This window comes from Curtobacterium sp. SP.BCp (assembly GCF_051903255.1).
Classification (GTDB): Bacteria; Actinomycetota; Actinomycetes; order Actinomycetales; family Microbacteriaceae; genus Curtobacterium.
Genome location: NZ_CP194338.1, coordinates 2637130 through 2658909 on the forward strand (window position 1 = coordinate 2637130; position 21780 = coordinate 2658909).

General features: G+C 72.8%; 25 protein-coding genes. 8 read left to right on the top strand and 17 right to left on the bottom strand.

Features of this window, described 5'->3' with window-relative positions; translation table 11 throughout:
• Nucleotides 1-33 precede the first annotated feature (33 nt).
• Both ACRQ4C_RS12435 and ACRQ4C_RS12440 read right to left on the bottom strand, forming a co-directional pair.
• Nucleotides 34-1848 carry a hypothetical protein gene (locus ACRQ4C_RS12435; protein WP_439688833.1) on the bottom strand — a complete coding sequence of 605 codons (1815 nt, stop codon included), beginning with the start codon at nt 1846-1848 and terminating at the stop codon, nt 34-36.
• 91 nt (nt 1849-1939) lie between these two features.
• Nucleotides 1940-3253, bottom strand: coding sequence for a hypothetical protein (locus ACRQ4C_RS12440; RefSeq protein WP_439688834.1), 1314 nt, complete (start codon nt 3251-3253; stop codon nt 1940-1942).
• A 123-nt stretch (nt 3254-3376) separates the two neighbouring features.
• Here ACRQ4C_RS12440 and ACRQ4C_RS12445 point away from each other — a divergent pair, with 123 nt between their 5' ends.
• A complete protein-coding gene (locus ACRQ4C_RS12445; RefSeq protein WP_439688835.1) occupies nt 3377-3808 on the top strand; it encodes a GNAT family N-acetyltransferase in 432 nt (143 codons plus the stop codon).
• On the opposite strand, the gene ACRQ4C_RS12450 is transcribed toward ACRQ4C_RS12445, so the two are convergent.
• Nucleotides 3798-4340 (bottom strand): Lrp/AsnC family transcriptional regulator, encoded by a 543-nt coding sequence (locus ACRQ4C_RS12450; protein WP_439688836.1) that lies wholly within the window; start codon nt 4338-4340, stop codon nt 3798-3800. The genes ACRQ4C_RS12445 and ACRQ4C_RS12450 overlap by 11 nt on opposite strands.
• A gap of 92 nt (nt 4341-4432) precedes the next feature.
• On the opposite strand from ACRQ4C_RS12450, the gene ACRQ4C_RS12455 reads away from it, so the two are divergent.
• Nucleotides 4433-4888, top strand: a complete 456-nt coding sequence (locus ACRQ4C_RS12455; RefSeq protein ID WP_439688837.1) for a phage holin family protein — start codon at nt 4433-4435, stop codon at nt 4886-4888.
• Between the two features lie 3 nt (nt 4889-4891).
• On the opposite strand, the gene ACRQ4C_RS12460 is transcribed toward ACRQ4C_RS12455, so the two are convergent.
• Entirely contained in the window at nt 4892-5407 is a 516-nt protein-coding gene (locus tag ACRQ4C_RS12460; RefSeq protein ID WP_439688838.1) for a hypothetical protein, read from the bottom strand.
• Nucleotides 5408-5423: 16 nt separating this feature from the next.
• Nucleotides 5424-5810 carry a DUF5997 family protein gene (locus ACRQ4C_RS12465; RefSeq protein ID WP_439688839.1) on the bottom strand — a complete coding sequence of 129 codons (387 nt, stop codon included), beginning with the start codon at nt 5808-5810 and terminating at the stop codon, nt 5424-5426.
• 33 nt (nt 5811-5843) lie between these two features.
• On the opposite strand from ACRQ4C_RS12465, the gene ACRQ4C_RS12470 reads away from it, so the two are divergent.
• Nucleotides 5844-6626 carry a LysR family transcriptional regulator substrate-binding protein gene (locus ACRQ4C_RS12470; RefSeq protein WP_439688840.1) on the top strand — a complete coding sequence of 261 codons (783 nt, stop codon included), beginning with the start codon at nt 5844-5846 and terminating at the stop codon, nt 6624-6626.
• A 15-nt stretch (nt 6627-6641) separates the two neighbouring features.
• On the opposite strand, the gene ACRQ4C_RS12475 is transcribed toward ACRQ4C_RS12470, so the two are convergent.
• Genes ACRQ4C_RS12475 through ACRQ4C_RS12485 form a run of 3 tightly spaced genes read right to left on the bottom strand, consistent with a single transcriptional unit; the run spans nt 6642 to nt 8562 of the window.
• Nucleotides 6642-7460 (bottom strand): DJ-1/PfpI family protein, encoded by an 819-nt coding sequence (locus ACRQ4C_RS12475; RefSeq protein WP_439688841.1) that lies wholly within the window; start codon nt 7458-7460, stop codon nt 6642-6644.
• Nucleotides 7461-7497: 37 nt separating this feature from the next.
• The gene (locus ACRQ4C_RS12480) at nt 7498-8112 is read right to left on the bottom strand and encodes a DNA-3-methyladenine glycosylase I (protein ID WP_290131162.1); all 615 of its coding nucleotides are present in this window, start codon (nt 8110-8112) and stop codon (nt 7498-7500) included.
• 33 nt (nt 8113-8145) lie between these two features.
• Nucleotides 8146-8562: a VOC family protein gene (locus ACRQ4C_RS12485; RefSeq protein WP_439688842.1), complete on the bottom strand. Its 417-nt coding sequence runs from the start codon at nt 8560-8562 to the stop codon at nt 8146-8148.
• A 99-nt stretch (nt 8563-8661) separates the two neighbouring features.
• Between ACRQ4C_RS12485 and ACRQ4C_RS12490 the strand changes: the two genes are divergently transcribed.
• Nucleotides 8662-9195, top strand: coding sequence for a DUF3800 domain-containing protein (locus tag ACRQ4C_RS12490; RefSeq protein WP_439688843.1), 534 nt, complete (start codon nt 8662-8664; stop codon nt 9193-9195).
• Nucleotides 9196-9432: 237 nt separating this feature from the next.
• Here the strand turns inward: ACRQ4C_RS12490 and ACRQ4C_RS12495 are convergent, their stop codons facing one another.
• Both ACRQ4C_RS12495 and ACRQ4C_RS12500 read right to left on the bottom strand, forming a co-directional pair.
• The gene (locus ACRQ4C_RS12495; protein WP_083513473.1) at nt 9433-9759 is read right to left on the bottom strand and encodes a hypothetical protein; all 327 of its coding nucleotides are present in this window, start codon (nt 9757-9759) and stop codon (nt 9433-9435) included.
• Between the two features lie 21 nt (nt 9760-9780).
• Nucleotides 9781-11451, bottom strand: a complete 1671-nt coding sequence (locus tag ACRQ4C_RS12500; protein WP_439688844.1) for a sodium:solute symporter family protein — start codon at nt 11449-11451, stop codon at nt 9781-9783.
• Nucleotides 11452-11603: 152 nt separating this feature from the next.
• Here ACRQ4C_RS12500 and aroQ point away from each other — a divergent pair, with 152 nt between their 5' ends.
• Entirely contained in the window at nt 11604-12056 is a 453-nt protein-coding gene (aroQ, locus tag ACRQ4C_RS12505; protein WP_290131158.1) for a type II 3-dehydroquinate dehydratase, read from the top strand.
• A 179-nt stretch (nt 12057-12235) separates the two neighbouring features.
• Here aroQ and ACRQ4C_RS12510 read toward each other — a convergent pair whose 3' ends face one another.
• Nucleotides 12236-12832, bottom strand: coding sequence for an NAD(P)H-dependent oxidoreductase (locus tag ACRQ4C_RS12510; RefSeq protein WP_439688845.1), 597 nt, complete (start codon nt 12830-12832; stop codon nt 12236-12238).
• Between the two features lie 95 nt (nt 12833-12927).
• Between ACRQ4C_RS12510 and ACRQ4C_RS12515 the strand changes: the two genes are divergently transcribed.
• On the top strand, nt 12928-13392 hold the full coding sequence (locus ACRQ4C_RS12515; protein ID WP_290131156.1) for an MSMEG_6728 family protein: 465 nt from the start codon (nt 12928-12930) through the stop codon (nt 13390-13392).
• Nucleotides 13393-13633: 241 nt separating this feature from the next.
• Here ACRQ4C_RS12515 and ACRQ4C_RS12520 read toward each other — a convergent pair whose 3' ends face one another.
• From ACRQ4C_RS12520 to ACRQ4C_RS12545, 6 genes are all read right to left on the bottom strand, one after another.
• Entirely contained in the window at nt 13634-13927 is a 294-nt protein-coding gene (locus tag ACRQ4C_RS12520) for a hypothetical protein (RefSeq protein WP_439688846.1), read from the bottom strand.
• 105 nt (nt 13928-14032) lie between these two features.
• A complete protein-coding gene (locus tag ACRQ4C_RS12525) occupies nt 14033-15172 on the bottom strand; it encodes a cysteine desulfurase family protein (RefSeq protein ID WP_439688847.1) in 1140 nt (379 codons plus the stop codon).
• Between the two features lies 1 nt (nt 15173).
• Nucleotides 15174-16082, bottom strand: coding sequence for a carboxylating nicotinate-nucleotide diphosphorylase (gene nadC, locus ACRQ4C_RS12530; protein ID WP_439688848.1), 909 nt, complete (start codon nt 16080-16082; stop codon nt 15174-15176).
• Nucleotides 16079-17698 (bottom strand): L-aspartate oxidase, encoded by a 1620-nt coding sequence (gene nadB / locus ACRQ4C_RS12535; RefSeq protein ID WP_439688849.1) that lies wholly within the window; start codon nt 17696-17698, stop codon nt 16079-16081. Before nadB ends, nadC begins: the two co-directional genes overlap by 4 nt.
• A 31-nt stretch (nt 17699-17729) precedes the next feature.
• Nucleotides 17730-19001, bottom strand: coding sequence for a quinolinate synthase NadA (nadA, locus tag ACRQ4C_RS12540; RefSeq protein ID WP_290131151.1), 1272 nt, complete (start codon nt 18999-19001; stop codon nt 17730-17732).
• Nucleotides 19002-19009: 8 nt separating this feature from the next.
• Nucleotides 19010-19717, bottom strand: a complete 708-nt coding sequence (locus ACRQ4C_RS12545) for an NUDIX hydrolase (RefSeq protein ID WP_439688850.1) — start codon at nt 19715-19717, stop codon at nt 19010-19012.
• Nucleotides 19718-19820: 103 nt separating this feature from the next.
• On the opposite strand from ACRQ4C_RS12545, the gene ACRQ4C_RS12550 reads away from it, so the two are divergent.
• The gene (locus ACRQ4C_RS12550) at nt 19821-20102 is read left to right on the top strand and encodes an acylphosphatase (RefSeq protein WP_400412993.1); all 282 of its coding nucleotides are present in this window, start codon (nt 19821-19823) and stop codon (nt 20100-20102) included.
• Nucleotides 20103-20254: 152 nt separating this feature from the next.
• A complete protein-coding gene (locus ACRQ4C_RS12555; protein ID WP_439688851.1) occupies nt 20255-21730 on the top strand; it encodes an MDR family MFS transporter in 1476 nt (491 codons plus the stop codon).
• Nucleotides 21731-21780: the final 50 nt, after the last annotated feature.

Sequence of the window (21780 nt, forward strand, 5' to 3'; positions counted from 1 at the left end):
CCGGCGCGACCGCGGGGTCGCTGGCCCGTCCGGTCAGTGCCGACGACGCAGCGTGAGCACGCCGGCTCCGGCGAGGAGCAGCAGCAGCGCAGCGGTCAGCGGCAGCGTCGGCGACGCCGCGCCCGTGTAGGCCAGACTCGTCGCGGTGCTCCCGGACCCGGTGGCCGCGGCAGTGGTCACCGCTGCGGCCGTGGCCAGCCGGGAGGCGCTGGTCGCCGCCGTCACGACGGCTGCGGTCACCGGGACGGTCGCCGTCACGGGCGCCGAACCGGTGGTCGTCCCGCTGCCGGCTCCGGGCGTGGTGCCGGTCCCGGCCCCGGTCCCGGGGGTCGTGCCGGTCCCGGGGTCGGTGCCGTCACCCGGGTCCGTTCCCGTCCCGGGGTCGGTACCCGTCCCGGGGTCGGTGCCGTCACCAGGGTCCGTGCCGGTCCCGGGGTCGGTACCGTCACCCGGGGTCGTGATCGTGCTGGTGCCGTCACCGATGATGCCGATCCCGTTGCCGCCGATGGTGATCGGCAGGCTGATCACCGGGGTGACCTGCGTCCCCGAACCGATGCCGTCCGAACCGTCCGTCGTCCCACCGGCCGACGGGACCGAACCGGTCGAACCCGAGCCTGACGTCGAACCAGAGCTCGTGCCGTCACCGACGACCCCGATCCCGTTGCCACCCACGGTGACCGGCAGGCTGATCACCGGCGCGACCTGCGTCCCCGAACCGATGCCGTCCGAACCGTCCGTCGTCCCACCGGCCGACGGGACCGAACCCGACGAACCCGAACCAGCCGTCGAACCAGAGCTCGCGCCGTCACCGACGACCCCGATCCCGTTCCCGCCGATGGTGACCGGCAGGCTGATCACCGGGGAGACCTGCGTCCCCGAACCGATGCCGTCCGAACCGTCCGTCGTCCCACCGGCCGACGGGACCGAACCGGTCGAACCCGTGCCGGACGTCGAACCCGCGCTCGCGCCGTCACCGACGACCCCGATCCCGTTGCCAGAGATCGTCACGGGCACCGACACGAGGCCACCGACCTGCGTGCCGGAGAGCAGCCCGTCGGAACCGTCCGTGGTCGGCGTCGGGGCTCCCGTGCCCGTCCCCGTCCCGACCGGCGTCGTGGTCGTCGAGCCGGAGGCCGCACCGTCACCGAGGACGCCGATCCCGTTGCCCGAGACCGTCACCGGCACGGACACGACCGGTGCGACCTGCGTGCCCGAGGCGGTGCCGTCCGCGCCGGACGTCGTCGGGGCCGGTGCAGCCGGAGCGGACGAGTCCGCAGCCGGAGCGGCCGGAGCCGCCGCCGAGGACGCATCGCCCGCGACCCCGACGGCGTTGCCGGACACGGTCACCGGGACGTCCACGTCCGGGGCGACCTGCGTGCCCGAGGCCGTGCCGTCCGCGCCCGACGTGGTCGGCGCAGGCGCAGGCGCAGGAGCCGAGGGTGCCGGAGCCGGAGCGGTCGCCGAGGACGCATCGCCTGCGACCCCGAGCGCGTTGCCGGACACGGTCACCGGGACGCTGACCGCCGGAGCGACCTGCGTCCCCGAGGCGGTGCCGTCCGCCCCCGAGGTGACCGGAGCCGGAGCTGCCGGAGCCGAGGCTGCCGGAGCCGCGGGTGCCGGGGTCGACGCAGCGCCGGACCCGGTCACCGTCGACACCGCGTCGCCGAGGACGCCGAGCGCGTTGCCGGTGACGGACACCGGAGCGTCGACGGACGGGGCGACCTGTGTGCCCGAGACGGCTCCGTCCGCTCCGGAGGTCGTCGCGGCGTTCGCTGCCGCGGCTCCCCCGAGGGTCAGGCCGCCGACGAAGAGGGCGAACCAGAGCCCTCTCGAGACGTACTTGTTCATGGTCGTTCACTCCCTGATCGAGATCGGTTCCCGACCGTGGTGACGGTCGGGGGTGTGTGCGTGCCTGCCGTGGCGGACAGGCGCACCGATCTCAATCAGGGGCGACGTCGTGGTCGCCGACGAGGGACGCGGGGACCACGTCGTCGGCGAGGGAACCGCGTGACCCCGCGGTGAGGGAGAACTGGGCGTCCGAACCGGCGGTCGTGCCGACCGGCGCGGTGATCGACGAACCGCCCGTGGCACCACCGGGGGTGCCGGTCGCGGCGGGGCCGTCGGCCGGCAGGTGCACGGGGGCACCACCCTCCGGGACGAGGAGCGCGCGCCCGTCCACGACCACGGAGGTCGTCGGGGCGGCGCCGAGGGACGCGTCGCCGGCCGCGGGGACCCGAACCGCCGCGACCGGTGACGTGGTCGTTGCCGTAGCGTCGGCCGACCCGGCCCGGGGCACGGAGGACGACTCTGGCGTGGTCGCGACCGCGGGGGCTCCGGAGCCGCTGCCCACCGGGGGCAGGCCGGTCCCGGTGACGGGGATCGTGCCTCCAGGGAGGGTCGCGACCGGCGGCTGCGCGCCGTCGAGCGGCGGGAGCGCGCCTCCGGGCGTGAGCGGGACCGTGCCGTCGACCACGCCGGGGAGGTCGCCGACCGTGCCGCCGACGCCACCGAGGGTGTCGTCGACGAGCCCGGTGACGGGCGCCGTGACGGTCCCGAGGGCACCGTCGCCGGCGACCGGTCCGACGACCGGGAGTCCGGCGACGACGCGGTCGAGAGCGTCCACGAGCCCGGTGACGGGGCGTGCGCCGGTGAGGTCCTGCACGGCTCCCGTGACGGGGCGCAGTGCCGTCGCGAGCGGGCCGGTCAGCGGCCGGGAGGCACTGGTCGCCTCGGCCGCGGAGCCCGCCGTGGACGTCGGTGCGGGAGCCGGTGCTGCGGGCTCGGCGGGTGCGTGCGCGGCGGGCGCCGGTGCCGGCTTGTGGACCGGCGCGGCCGGTGCCGGAGCGGGCTTCGCGGGTGCCGGAGCGGGCTCCGCGGTTGCCGGTCGGGCAGCGGCCTGCGCCGGCTGGGCAGCGGGAACCGACTGCGCCGCGGGCGCCGGAGCCGGAGCCGCGGGACCGGGAGCCGGGTGCAGCGCCGGGGGCTTCGGGGCGACGGCGGTGCGGACGGGGTCGACCACCTCGCCGACGACCGAACCGACGCCGCGGGTGACGCCCTGCACGGTCGATCCGAGGCCTTCCGTGACCCCGCCGAGCAGCCCCGGCCGGTCGCTGGTGGACGCGGCGGACGTCGGGGCGGCGGTCGACGCCGAAGCGGACCGGACGCCGAAGACGAGAGTGAGCAGCACGAGGGCAGCAGCGAGCCCGACGCCCAGCAGGACGTACCGGACCAGCGTGCTCAGGGGTGCACGCATCGCCTGATCCATGCGCTCACCTCCTGATCCTGGCTGCGCACGTAGAGTGGTTGCCCGGTACGGTACGCCCGTCCGCCCGAGTTCGCATCCCTTTTCGTGGGGAAACGTCAGGAAAGGCCGGCAGTGGTCCCGATCTTCAACGCTCCGACCCGCAACCTCGACCCCGTGACGCTGCACGAGATCCTCCGTCTGCGGCAGGACGTCTTCGTGGTCGAGCAGGGCGCCGCGTACGACGACATCGACGGGCGCGACCTCGAGCCGGGCACGGTGCAGTTCTGGGCGGGACGCGGATCGGTCGACGCGACGGTGCGGCTGCTCCGCGAACCGGACGGCAGCGAGCGGATCGGCCGCGTGGCCACCGCTCGGCACGCCCGCGGACACGGGCTCGCCGGGCGGCTCATCGAGGCGGCGATCGCCGAGGCCCGTGCCCCGCGGATCCTCCTCGGAGCGCAGGAGCACCTCGAGGACTTCTACGGCCGGTTCGGCTTCGTCCGCTCCGGAGCGCCGTACTCCGAGGACCGGATCCCGCACATCCCGATGACCCTCACCCGCTAGACCGCTCCGCACGCCAACGACGGAGCTCGTCGAACGACCGCCCCTGGTGCGTCCGGTCCGCCACGAGCCGCTCGAACACGATGTTCGTCTGGGTGGTCGCCACGGACGGGTCCCCGCTCAGCTCGTCGGCCACGAAGTCCCGGAGCTGCTCGGTGGACGTGCACGCGATGTGCACGAGGAAGTCCTTGTCACCCGCGAGGAACGACACGTCCTGCACGACGGGTACCCGCAGCAGCCGCTTCGCGAACTCCCGGAGCTCGTGCCGTGCGGCGGCGTGGACGCGGACCGAGACCATCGCCTCGATCGAGAACCCGAGCCGCGCGACGTCGACGTCGGCCCGGTAGCCGCGGACCACCCCGGCGTCCTCGAGGGCACGGACACGAGCGAGGCACGTCGACGGGGCGATGCCGACGGCCGCGGCGAGCCGGTTGTTCGGGATGCGGGCGTCCTCGGCGAGGGTCCAGAGGATGCGCTCGTCGACCTCGTCGAACCGCGGGGTGGGGTCGGGACGGCGGGCGGCACGTTCGGACATGCCACGACGGTACCGCGCCCTGGGAGCCGCGCGTAGCGTGGCCGGACACTGACCGTGACACGCGCCCGACGCGCCGACGACGAGGAGCCCCCGTGCGCACCGACGACCACGACGGCGGCAAGCCGTCCACCCGCGACTCGCTCACCGCCGGCCTCGTGCAACGAGCCCTCGAGCCGCTCCTGCGCGCCGTCCGCGAGGAGGTCGCCGCCGCACGCCGAGAGGTCGGTGCCCGCGCGAAGAGCGCGAGGACCGGCCTGGTGATCACCGGTGCGGCGGTCGCGTTCGCGCTGACCACGCTCGTCCTGCTGGCGGGGTTCCTGGTGGCCCTCCTCGCGCTCGCGCTCCCGGTCTGGGCGGCGACCGGGATCACGCTCGTCGTGTTCGCGATCGTGACGGGGGTCCTCGCGGCGGTCGGGGTCCGGGGCATCCGCCGTGGCGTGCCACCCGTGCCGAAGGACACCATCCGCGCCGCGAAGGACCGTGTCACGAAGGACCGCGTCTCGGATGACCGCGTCGCGCGGACGACCGTCGAGTCGACGCGCGACTGACCGCTACATCGCGAGGGTCATGCCGACCACGGCGACGGTCATCGCGAAGACCTCGCCGCTCCGGACCGCCCGGCGGTCCTCCTGCGCCCACTCGTACCGGAGGAGCCACCCGCTGGAGGCGCAGTAGCCGATCACGCCGGCGCCGAGCACCGCCGTGAGCGCGATGCCGTGACCAGCGTGTCCGTCGACGGCACCGGTCGCGTGGCCCATCAGGAGCATCCCGGCCATCACGACCGCCGAGAGCGCGCGGTGCACGTCCATCGGTTCGGCGCGGCGCCCGTCCTGCCGACGACGTCGCACGACCGGGAGCGGCGCGAGCAGCAGGAGGACGGTCGCGGCGAGGAGCGTCCACACCGCTCCCGCGTGCACGACCGGGAGCAGCATCGCGACGAGCATCACGGTCGCCGGGACGATCACACCGATGCGCGGCCGGTAGCGGTCACCGACGATGCAACACACCGACGCGAACTGCGGCACGACGAGCATCGCGTCGGCGACGGTCTCGTGCACGGCGGTCATGGGCGGTCGGAGGTGTTCAGTCCTCGGAGCGGGCGGCCTTCGCGGCGCGCTCCTGCTTCACCCGGGCGTTCTCGGCGTGCACCGCGGCCTGGGTCGCGCGCTCGCGCACCAGCCAATCGGGCTTCTCCTGGAGGAGCGTCTTGATCTCCGCGGTCGTCAGCGGCTCGTCGATGCCCGCACGGCTCAGGCCCGAGATCGACACGCCGAGCTTCTGCGCCACGACGGGTCGCGGGTGCGGGCCGTCGCGACGGAGGTCCTCGAGCCACGCCGGCGGCTCGGTCCGGAGTTCGTCGAACGCCGTCCTGCTGATCGGCGCACCGCGGAAGGACTCCGGGGCGGCCGACAGCAGGATGCCGAGCTTCTTCGCGGCCGTCTCGGGCTTCATGGTCTGTTCCTGCGCCATGCACACCAGGGTACGGCCCCTATGCTCGGTTGCATGACCGAGGCCCTCACCATAGCCTTCGTGCCCGGGGTCTCCCCGGCGAAGTGGGCCCGCGTCTGGCGCGAGCGGTTCCCCACGATCGAGCTGCGTCTCCGCCCGATCGGCGCGGACGAGGTCGACGACGCCCTCGCCGGGGAGGCCGACATGGTCTTCGCCCGCGAGCCCGTCCTCGACCACCACAACGCGATCCCGCTCTGGACCGAGACCGCGGTGGTCGCGATGCCGAAGGACTCCCCGCTCGCCGACGCGACCGAGGTCGACCTCACCACGACGGACGTCCACGTCGTCGACGCCGGCCCGGTCCCCGCGGACGTCGACGCGACGCTCGACCTGGTCGAGGCCAACGTCGGCGTCGCGGTCCTCCCGCAGTCGCTCTTCCGCGCGGCGAGCCGGAAGGACCTCGTCGCCCGGCCGCTCACCGGCTCCCCCGGCACCCGCATCCTGCTCGCCTGGCGTTCGGAGGACGCCTCCGAGACCACGGAGGAGTTCATCGGCGTGGTGCGCGGGCGGACCGCCAACAGTTCCCGGGGTGGTCAGGACCAGACGGGAGGCCCGGATCGCGCCGACGAGAGCAGCTCGCGCTCGTCCGCGGCCGGCTCCGGTTCCGGCTCCGGCTCTCGCGGCGGCAAGGCGACCGCCGCGAACAGCCGCACCACCGCCAAGCGAGGTGCCACGAAGGGCACCAGCGGGAAGACCGGCGGCGGCAAGGCCGGGCGCGGCAAGGTCCAGCGCGGGATGAAGGGCAAGCCGAAGCGCGGCTCGAAGGGCAACCGGTAGGCGGCAGCCCCGACGTCAGCGGATGACCGCTGCGGCCGCGCGCGCCACCCGCTCACCCCGTGCGTCCTCGGCCGCAGCGCGTGCCTCGGTGACGACCCTGGCGTCCGCCCACTCGGCCGACCCGGCGTCGAACGGCGGCTGCGGGTCGTACTCGATCTGCAACTGGATGCGCTCGGCTGCCGGCTGTCCGGCGAGTTCACCGGCCAACCAGAGCGCCATGTCGATGCCCGCGCTGACCCCGGCCGCGGTGACGACCGCGCCGTCGTCGACGATGCGCTGCTCCACCGGGTCCGCGCCGAACGCCGCGAGCATCGGCTTCGAGGCCCAGTGCGTCGTCGCGCGCTTGCCCGCGAGGAGGCCCGCCGCGCCGAGCACGAACGCGCCGGTGCACACCGACGTCACCCAGGTGGCGTGCTCCGCCGTGCGCCGGACGAACGCGACGACGTCCGGGTCGAGCATCGCGTCGAAGGCTCCGTCGCCGCCGGGGACCACGAGGACGTCCGCCGCCCGCGCGGTCGGGAACGTCGCGGTCGGCACGAGCGCGAGGCCGCAGTCGCTCGGCACCGGGTCAAGAGTCGCCGCGACGTACTCCACCGAGGCGCCGGGCACCCGTGTTAGGACCTGCGCGGGTCCGGTCAGGTCGAGCTGGGTCAGCCCGGGGAAGAGGAGGAAGGCGATCCGGACCTCTGCCGGGTCGTGCTGCGGGCGCACGTCACCGGGAGCTTCCGGCGCGGGCATCGGCGAGTCGACCGGCACCTCGACGTGCTCGGCGCCGATCGGCTGCACCGGCACCGTCCGCGATCGGTTCGGGGCGGGGTCCGGTTCCGAGGTCATGCCCCGACCGTAGCCCTGCCCGCGCACCGGTGGCCGCTCAGCTCCAGACGCCGGAGCTCCCCCGCCGATGGCTGCCGAGCAGGTGCGTGTCGACGATGCCGATCGCCTCCATCAGCGCGTACATCGTGGTCGGGCCGACGAACGCGAACCCGCGCTTCCGGAGCGCCTTCGACAGCGCCACCGACTCGTCGGACGTCGTCGGGACGTCGGCGAACGTGACCGGCTCGGGCGTGCGCTCGGGCCGGAACGACCACACGAGGTCGGCGAGCCCACCGTCCTCGCGCAGTGCCACCGTCGCGTTCGCGTTCGTGATCGTCGCGAGGATCTTCGCCCGGTTCCGCACGATGCCCGCGTCGGCCATCAGCCGCGCGACGTCGTCCTCGCCGAACCCGGCGACCACGTCCGGGTCGAAGTCCGCGAAGGCGCTCCGGAACGCCGGACGCTTCGCGAGGATCGTCCGCCACGACAGCCCGGACTGGAACGCCTCGAGCGACAGCCGCTCGAACACGCCCCGTTCGTCGCGGACGGGCATCCCCCACTCGGTGTCGTAGTAGGTGCGGAGCATCTCGTCGGTCGACGCCCAGACCGGGCGGGCGAGACCATCCGCACCGACGACGAGGGACTGCGGGACGACGGGTTCTCCGGTGCTCACGCACCCATCCTGTCGTCCACCGCCGACACGTTGCTACTCGCTCGGCGGACCGTCCTGCATCGCGGCCTGGTCCATCCACACGTGCTCCCAACGGTGGCCGTCCGGGTCGGTGAAGCTCCGCTGGTACATGAAGCCGAGGTCCATCTCGGGCCGGTCCTCGCTCCCGCCGGACATGACGGCAGCGTCGACGATCCGGTGCACGTCCTCCTTCGAGTCCGCGCTGAGGGAGTTGATCACCTCGATCGTGTCCGGCCCGGCGATCGTCTTGTCGGTGAACTCGGCGAACTTCGCGTGGGTGAGCAGCATCACGTACACGGTGTCGCTCACCACGACGCACGCCGCAGTCTCGTCGGTGAAGTCGGGGTTGATCGTGTAGCCGAGGGACTCGTAGAAGGACTTCGACCGGTCGAGGTCGGCGACCGGCAGGTTGATGAACACCATCGTGGGCATGGGGGCTCCTTCGCTCCCCCAGAACCTCTCGCAGACCCCTGCCCCTCCGCAAGCACGGTTCCGATCCGGAACGATCGTGATACGCAATGTGCTGGATCGATGCGGACTGCCTACGTCGACGAATCCGAGCCGGGCGGCGGGCTGGATCACACCGTGTACGTGATGGCCGCGGTCCTCATCGATGCGGCAGACGCGAACGAGGCGCGCGGAGCCGTGCGGAGCGCGACTCCGAAGCGCATGCGGAAACTGCACTGGTACGAAGCACTCGGCGGTCAGCGGTTGACGTGGCTCGGTCTCCTCACCCGGGCGGTGAGCATCGTGGTGGTGCGTTACGACGGCCAACCCGCCCGCACGGAACGACGGCGGCGGCGGTGCATCGAGCGCCTGGTGTGGGAACTCCAACAGCGAGACGTCCGTGCACTCGTGCTCGAGTCGCGAAGCCGAGTCCGCGATGCCAGCGACGTTTCGATGCTCGAGTCGCTCCGGGACCGCGGCATCGGCAACGGTATCTGCCACGAGCACGTCCGCGGTTCGGACGAACTCCTGCTCGCTCTGGCAGACATCGCCTGTGGAGCGCACTCCCGCGGATTGCTGAAGTCGCGACCTCAGGACGCGCTCGTCCTGGTGCAGTAGCCCGGACAGCGCAAAACCCCGGTCCCGCGCTGGCTGCAGGAAACTCCGGGGCTCACTTTCGGCCGAGCAGCACCCGACCGACATGTCAATACTAGAGCCCTTGCGGCGGACGGTCAAGGAGGACTGAGTGAGGCCAGCGCGACGGACGCGCACCGTGCCTCCAGGCCGGCGGCGCAGACCAGGGACGACCGTCGGCCGCCCGCCGGAGCGGACGGCCGTCGGACCGGTGCGGGTGCGTCAGGCGAGTTCGCGGCCCTCGCCGGCCGCCTTCTGGTGCTCCTCGGCCTCGGCCTGGCCGATGATGTCCGCCGCGGGCACCGGGTTCAGCCGGTCCCACAGGAAGAAGAGCAGGCCGCCCACGAGCAGCGAGAGCCCGACCCACAGGTTGATGTGGATGCCGCCGGTCTTCTCCGGGTCGGTGCCGTAGTTGACGATCCCGACGATCGTCGTGATCACGCCGTAGACCACGAAGAGGCCTCCGAGGATGCGGCGCAGGTCGAGTCGGCGGGTGGAACGGACGAGGGCCTGCTGCTCCTCGGTCATCGTGGTGGTGTCGTCACGCATGAGCGATCTCCTTCGAGCGGATCAGAGGAACGGGAGGTAGAGGGCGACGCACAGCACGAGCGCGACGGTCCCGAGGAGGGCCGGCGAGCGGTACCAGGCGGTGTCGGTGGCGACGGCCCCGGCGGTCATGTCGATCTTGCCGACGCCGTAGACCAGCCCGCCGAGCTCCGAGACGTCCTTCGGCTTCGTGGCGAGGGACACGACCACGGCGACGACGAGCACGGTGACGAAGGAGATGATCGCGCCGTAGAGCGTCTCGGCGGTCGCGGTGGCGAAGAGGTCCGGGTTCACGAGGTACGCGATCCAGGTGATCGTCGGGGCGATGATGCCGAGGATGTACCCCCAGAGCGCTCCGGCGGTGGTCATCCGCTTCCAGAGCAGTCCGAGGATGAAGACGCCGAACAGCGGTGCGTTGAAGAACGAGAACAGCGTCTGCATGTACGTCATGATGTTGCCGGCCTGCGCGGCGAGGAACGCGGTGCCGATGCCGACGAGGACGCCGACGACGGTCACCCAGCGGCCGGTCTGCAGGTAGTGCAGGTCGGGCATGTTCGGCTTGATGTAGCGCTGCCAGATGTCGTACGTGAAGACGGTGTTGAACGACGAGACGTTCGCCGCCATGCCGGCCATGAACGAGGCGAGGAGACCCGTGACGGCGATGCCGAGCACACCGGTCGGGAGGTACATCTGGATGAGCTTCGGGATCGCGTCGTTGTAGGTGAGCGCACCCGAGGCGAACTGGTTGCCGACGACGGCCGCGGCGATGAGACCGGGGACGACGACGATGAACGGGATGAAGAGCTTCGGGATCGCCGCGATGAGCGGGGTGCGGCGGGCGGCCGACATGTTCTTCGCGGAGAACGCGCGCTGGACCTCGGTGAAGTTGGTGGTCCAGTAGCCGAACGAGAGCACGAAGCCGAGGCCGAGCACGATCGCGAGCCAGTTCGCCCCGATCGGGTTCGTGACGTCGCCGATGCCGGTGCCGGCCCACGCCTGCAGGTGCTGCACACCCTGGGTCTGCTCGATCGCCTCGGTCAGGCCACCCCAACCGCCGACGCGGTGCAGGCCGACGATCGTCAGCGGCACGAGGCCGGCGATGATCACGAAGAACTGCATGACCTCGTTGTAGATCGCGCTGCTCAGGCCGCCGAGGGTGATGTACGCGAGCACGAACGCGGCGGACACGAGGATCGCGAGCCACTCCGGCCAGCCGAGCATCGCCTCGATGACGATGGCCATGGCGTAGAGGTTGATGCCGGCGATGAGGACGTTCGACACCGCGAAGGCGATGGAGTTCACCAGGTGCGGCGCCTTGCCGAACCGGCGGAGCATGAACTCCGGCACGCTGCGCACCTTCGACCCGTAGTAGAAGGGCATCATCACGAGCCCGAGGAACACCATCGCGGGCACGGCACCCACGAGGTAGTAGTGCAGGGTCGCCATGCCGATCTGCGCACCGTTCGCCGCCATGCCGAGGATCTCGGTCGCGCCGAGGTTCGCGGACACGAACGCCAGGCCCGTGATCCACGCCGGCATCGACCGTCCGGACAGGAAGAAGTCCATGCTCGTGCGGACCTGCCGCCGGGCGGTGAACCCGATGCCGATCACCACCGCGAAGTACACGATGATCATCAAGTAGTCGACCCAGCCCAAGTCGAGCCGGATCCCGCTGTTCGCTGCCGCGAGAACCATTCACACTCCACGTCGATGTGTTGCAGCCGACAACTCCGCCGGCCCGGACGAAGACGCTACACCGGTTTGTGACCGTTCACATAGCTGAGGCATGTTTCACCCCGGCACACGTGCACGAGCCCGTGACCTCGGCCCCTCGGTAGGCTCGGCGCATGACCGCACCGCGCATCCTCGTGCTCAACGGGCCGAACCTCGACATCCTCGGCCGTCGCGACCCGGCGCAGTACGGCACGACGACGCTCGCCGAGATCGAGGCCATCGTGCACACCGAGGCGGCGGTCCACGAGCTCGAGGCCGACTTCCGGCAGACGAACCGCGAGGGCGAGCTCGTCGAGTGGCTGCACGAGGCGCTCGACGACTTCGTCGCCGTGGTGATCAACCCCGCGGCCTACGCGCACACCTCGGTCGCGCTGCACGACGCGGTCGAGGCGCTCACCGTCCCGGTCGTCGAGGTGCACCTGTCGAACACGTGGAAGCGCGAGCCCTTCCGGCACGTCGACCACGTCGCGACGGCGGCGACGGCCGTCATCGCCGGCGCGGGCGCCGACGGGTACCGACTGGCCGTCGCGCACGTCGCGTCCCTGGTGGCGGACCCGACCGACTGACGGCCTGGAGGCACGGTGCGGGCCCGCCCCGCGCCTCCCGTCCGGCGCGCCCGTCGTCGCGTCGCGAGGTTCCAGAGTTCTGGACCCTCGCCGCCACCACGGCCGATGCCCGGCACCTCGGCGAACGCGAGCGGGGTGTCGTGGAACCTCGACCGCTGGTCGCGCTGGGCCGTGAGCCGCTAGAACTCGGCGGGGCGGCGCACGTCAGCGGTGCCGGCGGTGGCGAAGCCCCCGCGGATGATCGGCAGCGCCCGTCGTACGGCCTGGTCGATGCGGAGCTCGAGGTCGACGCTCGCGATGTCGTAGCCGCCCTCGCGCTTGGTGAAGTCGCGCTCGTTGCCGAACACCCCGAGCGGCAGCGTCGTCGACTGGAAGAACCCGAACAGCGGCCGCATCTGGTGCTCGACGAGCAGCGCGTGCCGGTCACTGCCGCCCGTGGCGGTGAGCAGCACCGGGGTGTCGACGAGGTCGTACTGCCCGACCCAGTCGAAGAAGAGCTTGAACGCGCCGGAGTACGCGGCACGGAACGCGGGGCTGCCGACCACGAGGACGTCCGCCGTCTCGACGAGCTCGAGGGCGCGGGCCGTGGCCGGGGCCATCGCCTCCCGCGAGCTGGCCGCGCCGAGGTCGGCGAGCAGCGGACCGATCTCCACCGTCTCGGTCCGTGCGTCCTCGAACTCCTGCCCGAGACGTGCGACCGTGGCCGCGACCAGGGTCGAGGTCCGCGACGGATCCGACGGGCTGCCGCTGACGCCGACGACGAGTGCTGCGCTCATGTCGTCGATGCTCACACGCAGCGCTCCCCCGGGGTGCGCGTGTGACGGCATGTGTCGGGGAGCCCTGCCAGCGCGCCGCGGGTAGCGTCCGGTCGATGCAGACGTTCCTGCCGTACGCCGACTTCCGCGCCTCGGCCGAGGCGCTCGACGACCGTCGGCTCGGCAAGCAGCGCGTCGAGACGCTGCAGGTCATGCGCGCCCTGACGCTGCCCGGCTACGGCTGGCAGAACCACCCGGTGACGGCGATGTGGCGCGGCTACCGGCCGGCACTCATGGCCTACCAGGACGCGACGTGCGCGGTGTGGGTCGAGCGCGGGCACCCGGACACCTGCCGTGACAAGACCGTGGCGGACCTGGCGCTCGTCCCCGAGGACCTCGAGGCCTACGCCTCGGGCGACTTCGCGGTACCGCCGTGGAACGACGACGAGGCGCTGCACCGGTCGCACCGCTCGAAGCTGCTGCAGAAGGCGCCGGAGTTCTACCGACCGCTGTTCCCGGACGATCCCGATGACCTGGCCTACGTCTGGCCCGGGACGGTCCCGGCTCCGGTCCGCGACTGACCGTCGCTCACGGGCGACACCGGCCCGCCGTGGGCGGCACCGGCCCGCCGTGGGCGGCAGGGGGGACGGCGTCGCAGGGTCGACGCCACGCCCACGGCGGGTCGCGGTGTGCGGCGGGGCACGACGACAGGGGGATGTCGTGCCCCGCGCCGGACGCAGATCAGGGGGTCGCGTCCGGCTGGGTGCACCGCGGCCCCACAGGGGGACGGGTCCGGCGGTGCTGGTCCGGTAGGGCCGTACTTCAGAGGGGGTGTTCGGTGTCCTCTCGGTACCGGTCCGATTCGGTCGGTGCGGGCATCGACCGGTGCTCAGGGGCGGCCACGGCGGCTCGGTCGACGGCCGGCCGGATCATCGGGAGCAGGGCGCTCCCGACGGTCGCGAGCGCTCCGACGACGGCCACGACCGCGAGGGGTCCGGCGCCGAGGTCGTGCTGGGCGGCCACGACGAGCGCGAGCACCGTCGCGGGTGCGGGGAGGAGCTGGACTGCCCGGAAGCGGTCCTCCCGCCGGACCCGAGTCGTGATCGCGTTTGCCATGTGGACAGCCTGACGCACTTCCCCGGTCCGCAAAAGGGGGGACACGACCCCACTCATGGAGTAGAACGTCTAGTACACCCGGTCCGGGCTGCCGCGACGGCTGCCCTAGGCCAGTGCGCGCACCGCGGCGACGGCGTCCCGCACGGCACCGACGACCGCGGGCACGTCCGACGGTGCGAGGGACCCGTCGAACGTCAGCCGCACCGCCGACCGCGCCGTGTCCTCGTCGAGCCCGAGTGCCGTGAGCACGTGCGAGGCCTCCGTGCTCCCCGCCGCACACGCGCTGCCCGACGAGGACACGACGTCCCGCTGCTCGAGCTCGAGCAACACCGTCTCCCCGTGGACCCCCGGGAAGCAGAACGACGCGTGTCCCGGGAGCCGCGACGTCCGCGAACCGGTCACGAACGCCCCGGGCACGGCCGCGAGCACCCGGTCCAGCACGGCGTCCCGAACTGCGCTCGCCCGGGCCGCGGCGTCCGTCCGCTCCCCCGCGTGCAGCGTCAGCGCGGTGGCGACGGCGACCGCGCCGGCGACGTCCTCGGTCCCGGACCGCCGTCCGCGTTCCTGTCCTCCGCCGTGCAGGAGCGGCTCGAGCGGCGTCCCGGCACGCACGACGAGGACGCCGGTCCCCTTCGGCGCGCCGAGCTTGTGACCGGACAGCGACACCGCGTCCGCGTCGGTGGCCTCGGGCCCGACCGGCAGCCACGGTGCGGACTGCACGGCGTCGGTGTGGAACCGCGCCCCCACGCCGTGCGCCACCGCGGCGAGCGCGCGGACGTCCTGCACCGTGCCGACCTCGTTCGACGCGTGCGCGATCGTCACGAGCGTCGTGTCGGGACGGAGCGCGTCGGCGAGGACGTCCGGGTGCACGACGCCCTCGCGGTCGACCGGCAGCACGGTCACCTCGAAGCCGTGGTGCCGCTCCAGGTAGCGGCAGCTCTCGAGCACGGCCTCGTGCTCGATCGCGCTCGTGACGACGTGTCGCCCCCGCGGCGCCGCGAGGGCGATGCCCTTGACGGCCGTGTTCGCCCCCTCGGTGCCCCCGGTGGTGAAGACGACCTCGGCTGGCCGGCAGCCGAGCACCCGGGCCGCAGCCGCCCGGGCGTCGGCGAGACCCCGCGCGGCGGCGTCCCCCACACCGTGCGTCGACGACGGGTTGCCGAACGTGCCGGTGAGGTACGGCCACATCGCCTCGAGCACCTCGCGGCGGACGGGCGTCGTGGCGGCGCGGTCGAGGTAGAACACGTCAGGCCGAGACGGCGATGTCGAGCCCGAGGTCGAGGGCCCGGGCCGAGTGCGTGAGGGCTCCGACGGAGATGACGTCGACCCCCGTCGCGGCGATCGCACCGACGGTGTCGAGGGACACCCCGCCCGACGCCTCGACCAGGGCGCGCCCGGCCACGATCGCGACGCCCTCGACGAGCTCGTCCGGTCCGAAGTTGTCGAGCATGATCGTGTCGACGCCCGCCGCGACGACGGGTTCGACCTGGTCGACGCGGTCCACCTCGACCTCGAGGTGCACGGTGTGGCCGAGCCGCTGCCGGGCAGCCCGCACCGCGTCACCGATGTCGATGCCGCTCGCGAGGAGCACCGCGAGGTGGTTGTCCTTCGCCATCACGGCGTCCGACAGCGACGTGCGGTGGTTCCGGCCGCCGCCGCACCGCACCGCGTACCGCTCGAGCGCGCGGAGCCCCGGGGTCGTCTTCCGGGTGTCGACGATGCGCGCCGAGGTGCCCGCGACGGCCGCGACGTAGGCCGCGGTGAGCGTGGCGACGCCGGACATCCGCTGCACGAGGTTGAGCGCGACCCGTTCCGCGCGGAGGACCGACCGTGCCGGCCCCGACACCGTCACGAGGGTGTCCCCCGCGACGAACCCGGCGCCGTCGGCCACGTGCACCTCGGCCCGGATCGTCGGGTCCACCGCGTGCATGACCGACACGAAGACGCCGCCGCCGCTCAGCACGCCGGGCTCCCGTGCGGCGAGGACCGCGGTCGCCGTGGCGCCCGCGGGGATGAGGGTCTCGCTGGTGACGTCGCCCCACGGGGCGTCCTCCTCGAGCGCGGTGTCGACCACGCGCCGGAGGACGTGCGGCGGGATCGAGCCGGGGTCGGTGACGACGAGGGCGTCGGTCGTCGGTGCGGCGGTGTCGGTCATGCGGGTACCTCCTGCGGGACGGCCGCGGGTCGGAGGACCCAACCGTTCGGTCGTGCGGCTCGGGGATCGGTGTCGGGGTGGTCGGTCCGGGCGTGCGCGCCGCGGGACTCGGTGCGGGCCTCGGCGGCGCGGGCGGTCAGCCGGGCGAGGTCGAGCAGCGCGCGGTCCTCGTGCTCGCGGACGCCGGTGGGCGCCGGCACGCCGAGGCGGTCGAGGTCGCGGCGGGCGCTCGCGAGTCCGCTCGCGTCGCGCAGGAGCCCGACCCGGTCCGTCATGACGGACTGCACCGCCTGACGGACGTCCGCGGCGTCGGTGCGGTGATCCGGGCCTCCCGTCCGGTCCTGCCGGGAGGCACGGGTCGCGTCCGCAGCGTCGGCGACGGTCACGACGTCCAACGTCGTGTCGCCGCGCAGGCGGATCCGGCCGGGTCGCGGTGCACCGAGCGCGTCCGCGGCGCGGACCGCGAAGACGAGGCCCTCCAGCAGCGAGTTCGAGGCGAGCCGGTTCGCCCCGTGGACCCCGGTGCAGGCGACCTCGCCGACCGCGAGGAGTCCGGGCAGGCTGGTGCGTCCCTCCGCGTCGGTCGCGACGCCGCCCATGGCGTAGTGGGCCGCGGGGGCGACGGGGACGCCCTCGCGGGTCCAGTCGTAGCCGGCGGCGCGCGTGGCGCGGGTGAGGCCGGGGAACCGACGGACGAGGAAGTCCGGGTCGAGGCCGGTGGCGTCGAGGAGCACCGGAGCGCCACCCTGGTCGCGGACGGCGGCGGCGATGCCCCGGGCGACGACGTCACGCGGGGCGAGCTCGGCGTCCGGGTGGAGACGGGTCATGAAGCGGTCACCGCGGGCGTCGCGGAGCACGGCGCCCTCGCCGCGGACGGCCTCGGACACGAGCCCGCCGTCCGGCACGGCCAGTCGGGTCGGGTGGAACTGGACGAACTCGACGTCGGCGAGCACGGCGCCCGCGCGCCAGGCCGCCGCCTGGCCGTCCCCGGTCGCGACGAGCGGGTTCGTGGTCTCGCGGTACAGGTGTCCCGCGCCGCCCGAGGCGAGGACGACCGCGTCGGCGTCGAGCCGCCGCGGTTCGCCGAGGAGGTCGAGGACGTCGAGGCCGACGACCGCGCCGCCGTGGACCACGAGGTCGACGAGGCAGGTGCGCTCGAGGATCGTGACGTGGCGCCGGTGCAGGGCGTCGACGAGGGTCCGCTCGATCGCCGCGCCGGTCGCGTCGCCGTCGGCGTGGACGACCCGCCAGCGACCGTGTGCGGCCTCACGACCCCGGGCGAGGTCGTCGCCGTGCCGGTCGAGGCTCGCCGCGTCGGTCGTGCGGTCGAACGGCACGCCGAGCGCCAGCAGGTCGCGGACGCGGGCGGGCCCGTCGGTGCAGAGCACCTCGACCGCGCGGGCGTCTGCGCTGCCGGCGGCGGCGACGTGCGTGTCCGCCTGGTGCAGGGCGGCGGAGTCGTCGGCGCCGAGCGCCACGGCGACCCCGCCCTGGGCGTACCGGGTGGCGCCGTCGGTCAGTGTGCCCTTCGTCACGAGGGTGACGTCGTGGCGGCTGCTCGCGCGGATCGCGGCGGTGAGCCCGGCGATGCCGGACCCCACGATGACGACGTGCACGGTGTGCTCCTTCCGTCCCGGCGGTCCCGCGTCAGCCGCGGGGCTTGGCGGCGAGCATGCGCTCGAGGGCGACCCTGGCGTCGGCCTGGACGTCGGTGGGCACGACGATCTCGTTGAGGACCTCACCGCGGACGAGCGCCTCGAGCACCCACGCGAGGTAGCCGGGGTGGATCCGGTACATGGTCGAGCACGGGCAGACGACCGGGTCCAGGCAGAAGATCGTGTGCTGCGGGTACTCCGCCGCGAGCCGGTTCACCATGTTGATCTCGGTGCCGATCGCGAACGTCGTCGGCTCGGTCGCGGCCGCCACGGTCTTCCGGATGAGGTCGGTGCTGCCCGCGTGGTCCGCGGCGTCCACGACCGCCATCGGGCACTCCGGGTGGACGATGACCTGCACGCCGGGGTGGTCGCGTCGGGCCTGGTCGATCTGGTCGACGGTGAAGCGGCGGTGCACCGAGCAGAAGCCGTGCCAGAGGATCACCCGGGCGTCCTGCAGGGCCGCGACGTCGTTGCCGCCGAGCGCCTTCCGCGGGTTCCACATCGGCATGCGGTCGGTGCTGATCCCCATGGCCTTCGCGGTGTTGCGGCCGAGGTGCTGGTCGGGGAAGAACAGGACGCGCTGCCCGCGCTCGAACGCCCACTCGAGGACGGTCGCGGCGTTCGAGCTCGTGCAGACGATGCCGCCGTTCCGGCCGCAGAACGCCTTGAGGTCCGCCGCGGAGTTCATGTAGGTGACCGGGATGACCGGGACGCGTCCGTCGGCGTCCGGCTCGGTGCCGTAGACCGCCGTGAGCTCGGCCCAGGCCTGCTCGACGCTGTCGATGTCCGCCATGTCGGCCATCGAGCAGCCCGCGGCGAGGTTCGGCAGGATGACCCGCTGGTCGTCCCGCGCGAGGATGTCCGCCGTCTCCGCCATGAAGTGGACGCCGCAGAACACGATGGCCTCGGCATCGGGCTTCGTCAGCGCGGCGTTGGCGAGCTGGAACGAGTCACCGAGGAAGTCCGCGTGCCGCACGACCTCGTCCCGCTGGTAGAAGTGCCCGAGGACCACGACGCGGTCGCCGAGGGTGGCCTTCGCCCGCTCGATGCGCTCGTGCAGTTCCTCGTCGCTCGCGGTCTTGTACTCGTCCGGGATGCCGCCCTGCCGGGGAGCCCCGGTCGGGATGACGTCGGACATCGACGACCCCGGACCGTAGCCGGGCCGGGAGTCGAAGTCCCACGTGGGCACCGCGAGGTCCGGTGTGCACGTGCTGCCGGCGGCGCCGCCGTTGGAGATGAGCTCGATCGTGGTCGCGATGGACACGGTGGTTCCTATCGGTTCGTTGGCTGCTCGGTCCGCTGCAGCGGACCGTTGTCCGCGTACGCGAGGTCGGGGTTGGAACGGTAGAGCCGGGCCGGACGGTGCCGTCCCCCGCTCGTGGTCTCGTCGGTGGGCAGGACCGCGTCGGTCTTCTCCACCTGTCGTCGGAAGTTCGCGGGGTCGAGCGCCCGCCCGAGCACGGCCTCGTACACGCCGCGGAGCTCGGCGAGGGTGAACCGGTTGCCGAGGAACGCCTGCGCGATCCGGGAGTACGACATCTTGTTCCGCAGCCGCCACAGGGCGTACTCGACGATGCGGTCGTGGTCGAACGCGAGCGGCGGGTGCTCGTCGGCGAGGAACCAGCGGACGTTCCAGTCGTCGGGCACGACGTTCGCCTCGTCCGGGTGCACCAGGGCCCAGTACACGATCGACACGACCCTGCTCGGGGAGCGGTCGACGTCCCCGAACGCGTAGAGCTGCTCGAGGTACCGCGGCTGCACGTTCGTGGTCTCCCGGAGGTGCGCCGCGGCGGAGTCCTCGAGCCCCTCGTCCGGTCGGACCCAGCCGCCGGGCAGCGCCCACGAGCCCTCGTACGGTTCCGCGACCCGACGCACGAGCGGCATCCACAGCGCCGGTGCACCCGTGTCCGGGTGCGGACGCAGCGCGACGATCACGGTGGACACCGCGACGCGGATGGGGGGCTCAGAAGATAGTGTCATGTTGACTCGAAGTGTTCGGGTTGCGATGACTCTATCACCGGGTTTCACGAGTCGGTAACACCGCCGAAAACTCGTCCGGGGAGCGCACGCCTACGGTGAGGGCATGACGACGGTGACGAGGATGCACGCGGTGGTGTCGGGCACGGTGCAGGGGGTCGGTTTCCGGTACTGGACGGCGCGGAAGGCCGACGGGCTCGACCTCGTCGGGTACGCGCGGAACCTGTTCGACGGGACGGTCGAGGTGGAGGCCGAGGGGCCGTCCGCAGCGGTCGACCGGCTCATGGACCTGCTGCACAGCGGCCCGCCCTCGGCCGAGGTGACCGAGGTCGCGCTCCGCCCGGTCGTGCCGCACGGGGACACCGAGGGGTTCTCGATCCTGCACTGAGCGGGGCGTGCCGCTCGGCGCGCCGATACGGCGTGCGGCTCGGCTCGCCGGTGTCGGACGGAAGCGGAATAATCGAATCCGTTCAGGCGGTTGCCCTGTCTGCGCTCCGGCGCCCCCTCGTCCCGTACGTCGCGATCCACCAGGAGCCCCGCATGACCCAGGCCGTCGATTCCGCACCGCGCACCGGGAGCGTGACGCAGCCGTCCGCCGGCGAGACCCGGCTCGTGATCGGGCTCCTGCTCGTCTCCGCGTTCGTGGTGATCCTCAACGAGACGATCATGGGCGTCGCGCTCCCCCGGCTCATGGACGACCTCGGCATCAGCGCGGCCACGGGCCAGTGGCTGACGACCGGGTTCCTCCTCACGATGGCCGTCGTCATTCCCGTCACCGGGTTCCTGCTGCAGCGGTTCAACACGCGGCCGGTGTTCGTCTGGGCGATGAGCCTGTTCTCCGCCGGCACGCTCGTCGCGCTGCTCGCGCCGGGCTTCACGATGCTGCTCGTCGGGCGCATCGTGCAGGCGAGCGGGACGGCGATCATGATGCCGCTCCTCATGACGACGGTGCTCACGCTCGTCGAGCCGGCGCACCGTGGGCGCGTGATGGGCAACATCTCGATCGTCATCTCCGTCGCCCCGGCCGTCGGTCCGACGATCTCCGGGCTGATCCTCAACGCGTTCTCGTGGCGCTGGCTCTTCGGCTTCGTGCTCCCGATCGCGATCGCCGCGCTGATCCTCGGCATGGTCAAGGTGCGCAACGTGTCCACGCCGCGGAAGGCCCCGATCGACGTGTTCTCCGTCGTGCTGTCCGCCTTCGCGTTCGGCGGGCTCGTCTACGGACTGTCGAGCATCGGCGAGGCCGGGTCGACCGGGCCGCTCGTGCCGATCGTGTCGCTCGTGGTCGGCGTGGTCGCCCTCGCGGTGTTCGTGTTCCGACAGACCCGCCTGCAGCGCAGCGACTCGGCCCTGCTCGACCTGCGCACGTTCCGCACCGCCGGCTTCACCATCCCGATCGTCGCGATGGTCGTCAGCTTCATGGCGATGTTCGGCACGCTCATCCTGCTGCCGATCTACCTCGAGCGCGTCCTCGGGCTCGAGGTCCTGCAGGTCGGGCTCCTCCTGCTCCCCGGCGGCCTGATCATGGGGCTGCTGTCGCCGGTGGTCGGTCGCGTCTACGACCGCCGCGGCCCGCGCGTGCTGCTCATCCCCGGCTCGATCATCGTCAGCGCCGTGCTCTGGGCGCTCTCGACCGTCGGCACCGGTACGAGCGTGTGGTTCGTCCTCGGTGCGCACGTCGTCCTGAGCATCGGGCTGGCGCTGACCTTCACGCCGCTCTTCACCTCGGCGCTCGGCGGGCTGCCGCCGAAGCTGTACTCGCACGGCAGCGCGGTGCTCGGCACGGCACAGCAGCTCGCGGGTGCCGCGGGCACGGCACTCTTCGTGACCCTGCTCACCATCGGGGCGGCGGGTGCGGCGAGCTCGGGAGCAGCGGACGTCGCGGCGGCCACGGCGACGGGCGTGCGGACGGCCTTCCTCGTCGGGGCGATCATCTCGCTCGCCGGCATCGTGACCGCGTCGATGGTCCGTCGACCCGCGACGCCGGAGGGTGCACCGGCTCCGTCGATGCACTGACGCTCGCCCGAGCACCAGACCGGTCCTGCGGCTGCGACGCCGCGTTCCCC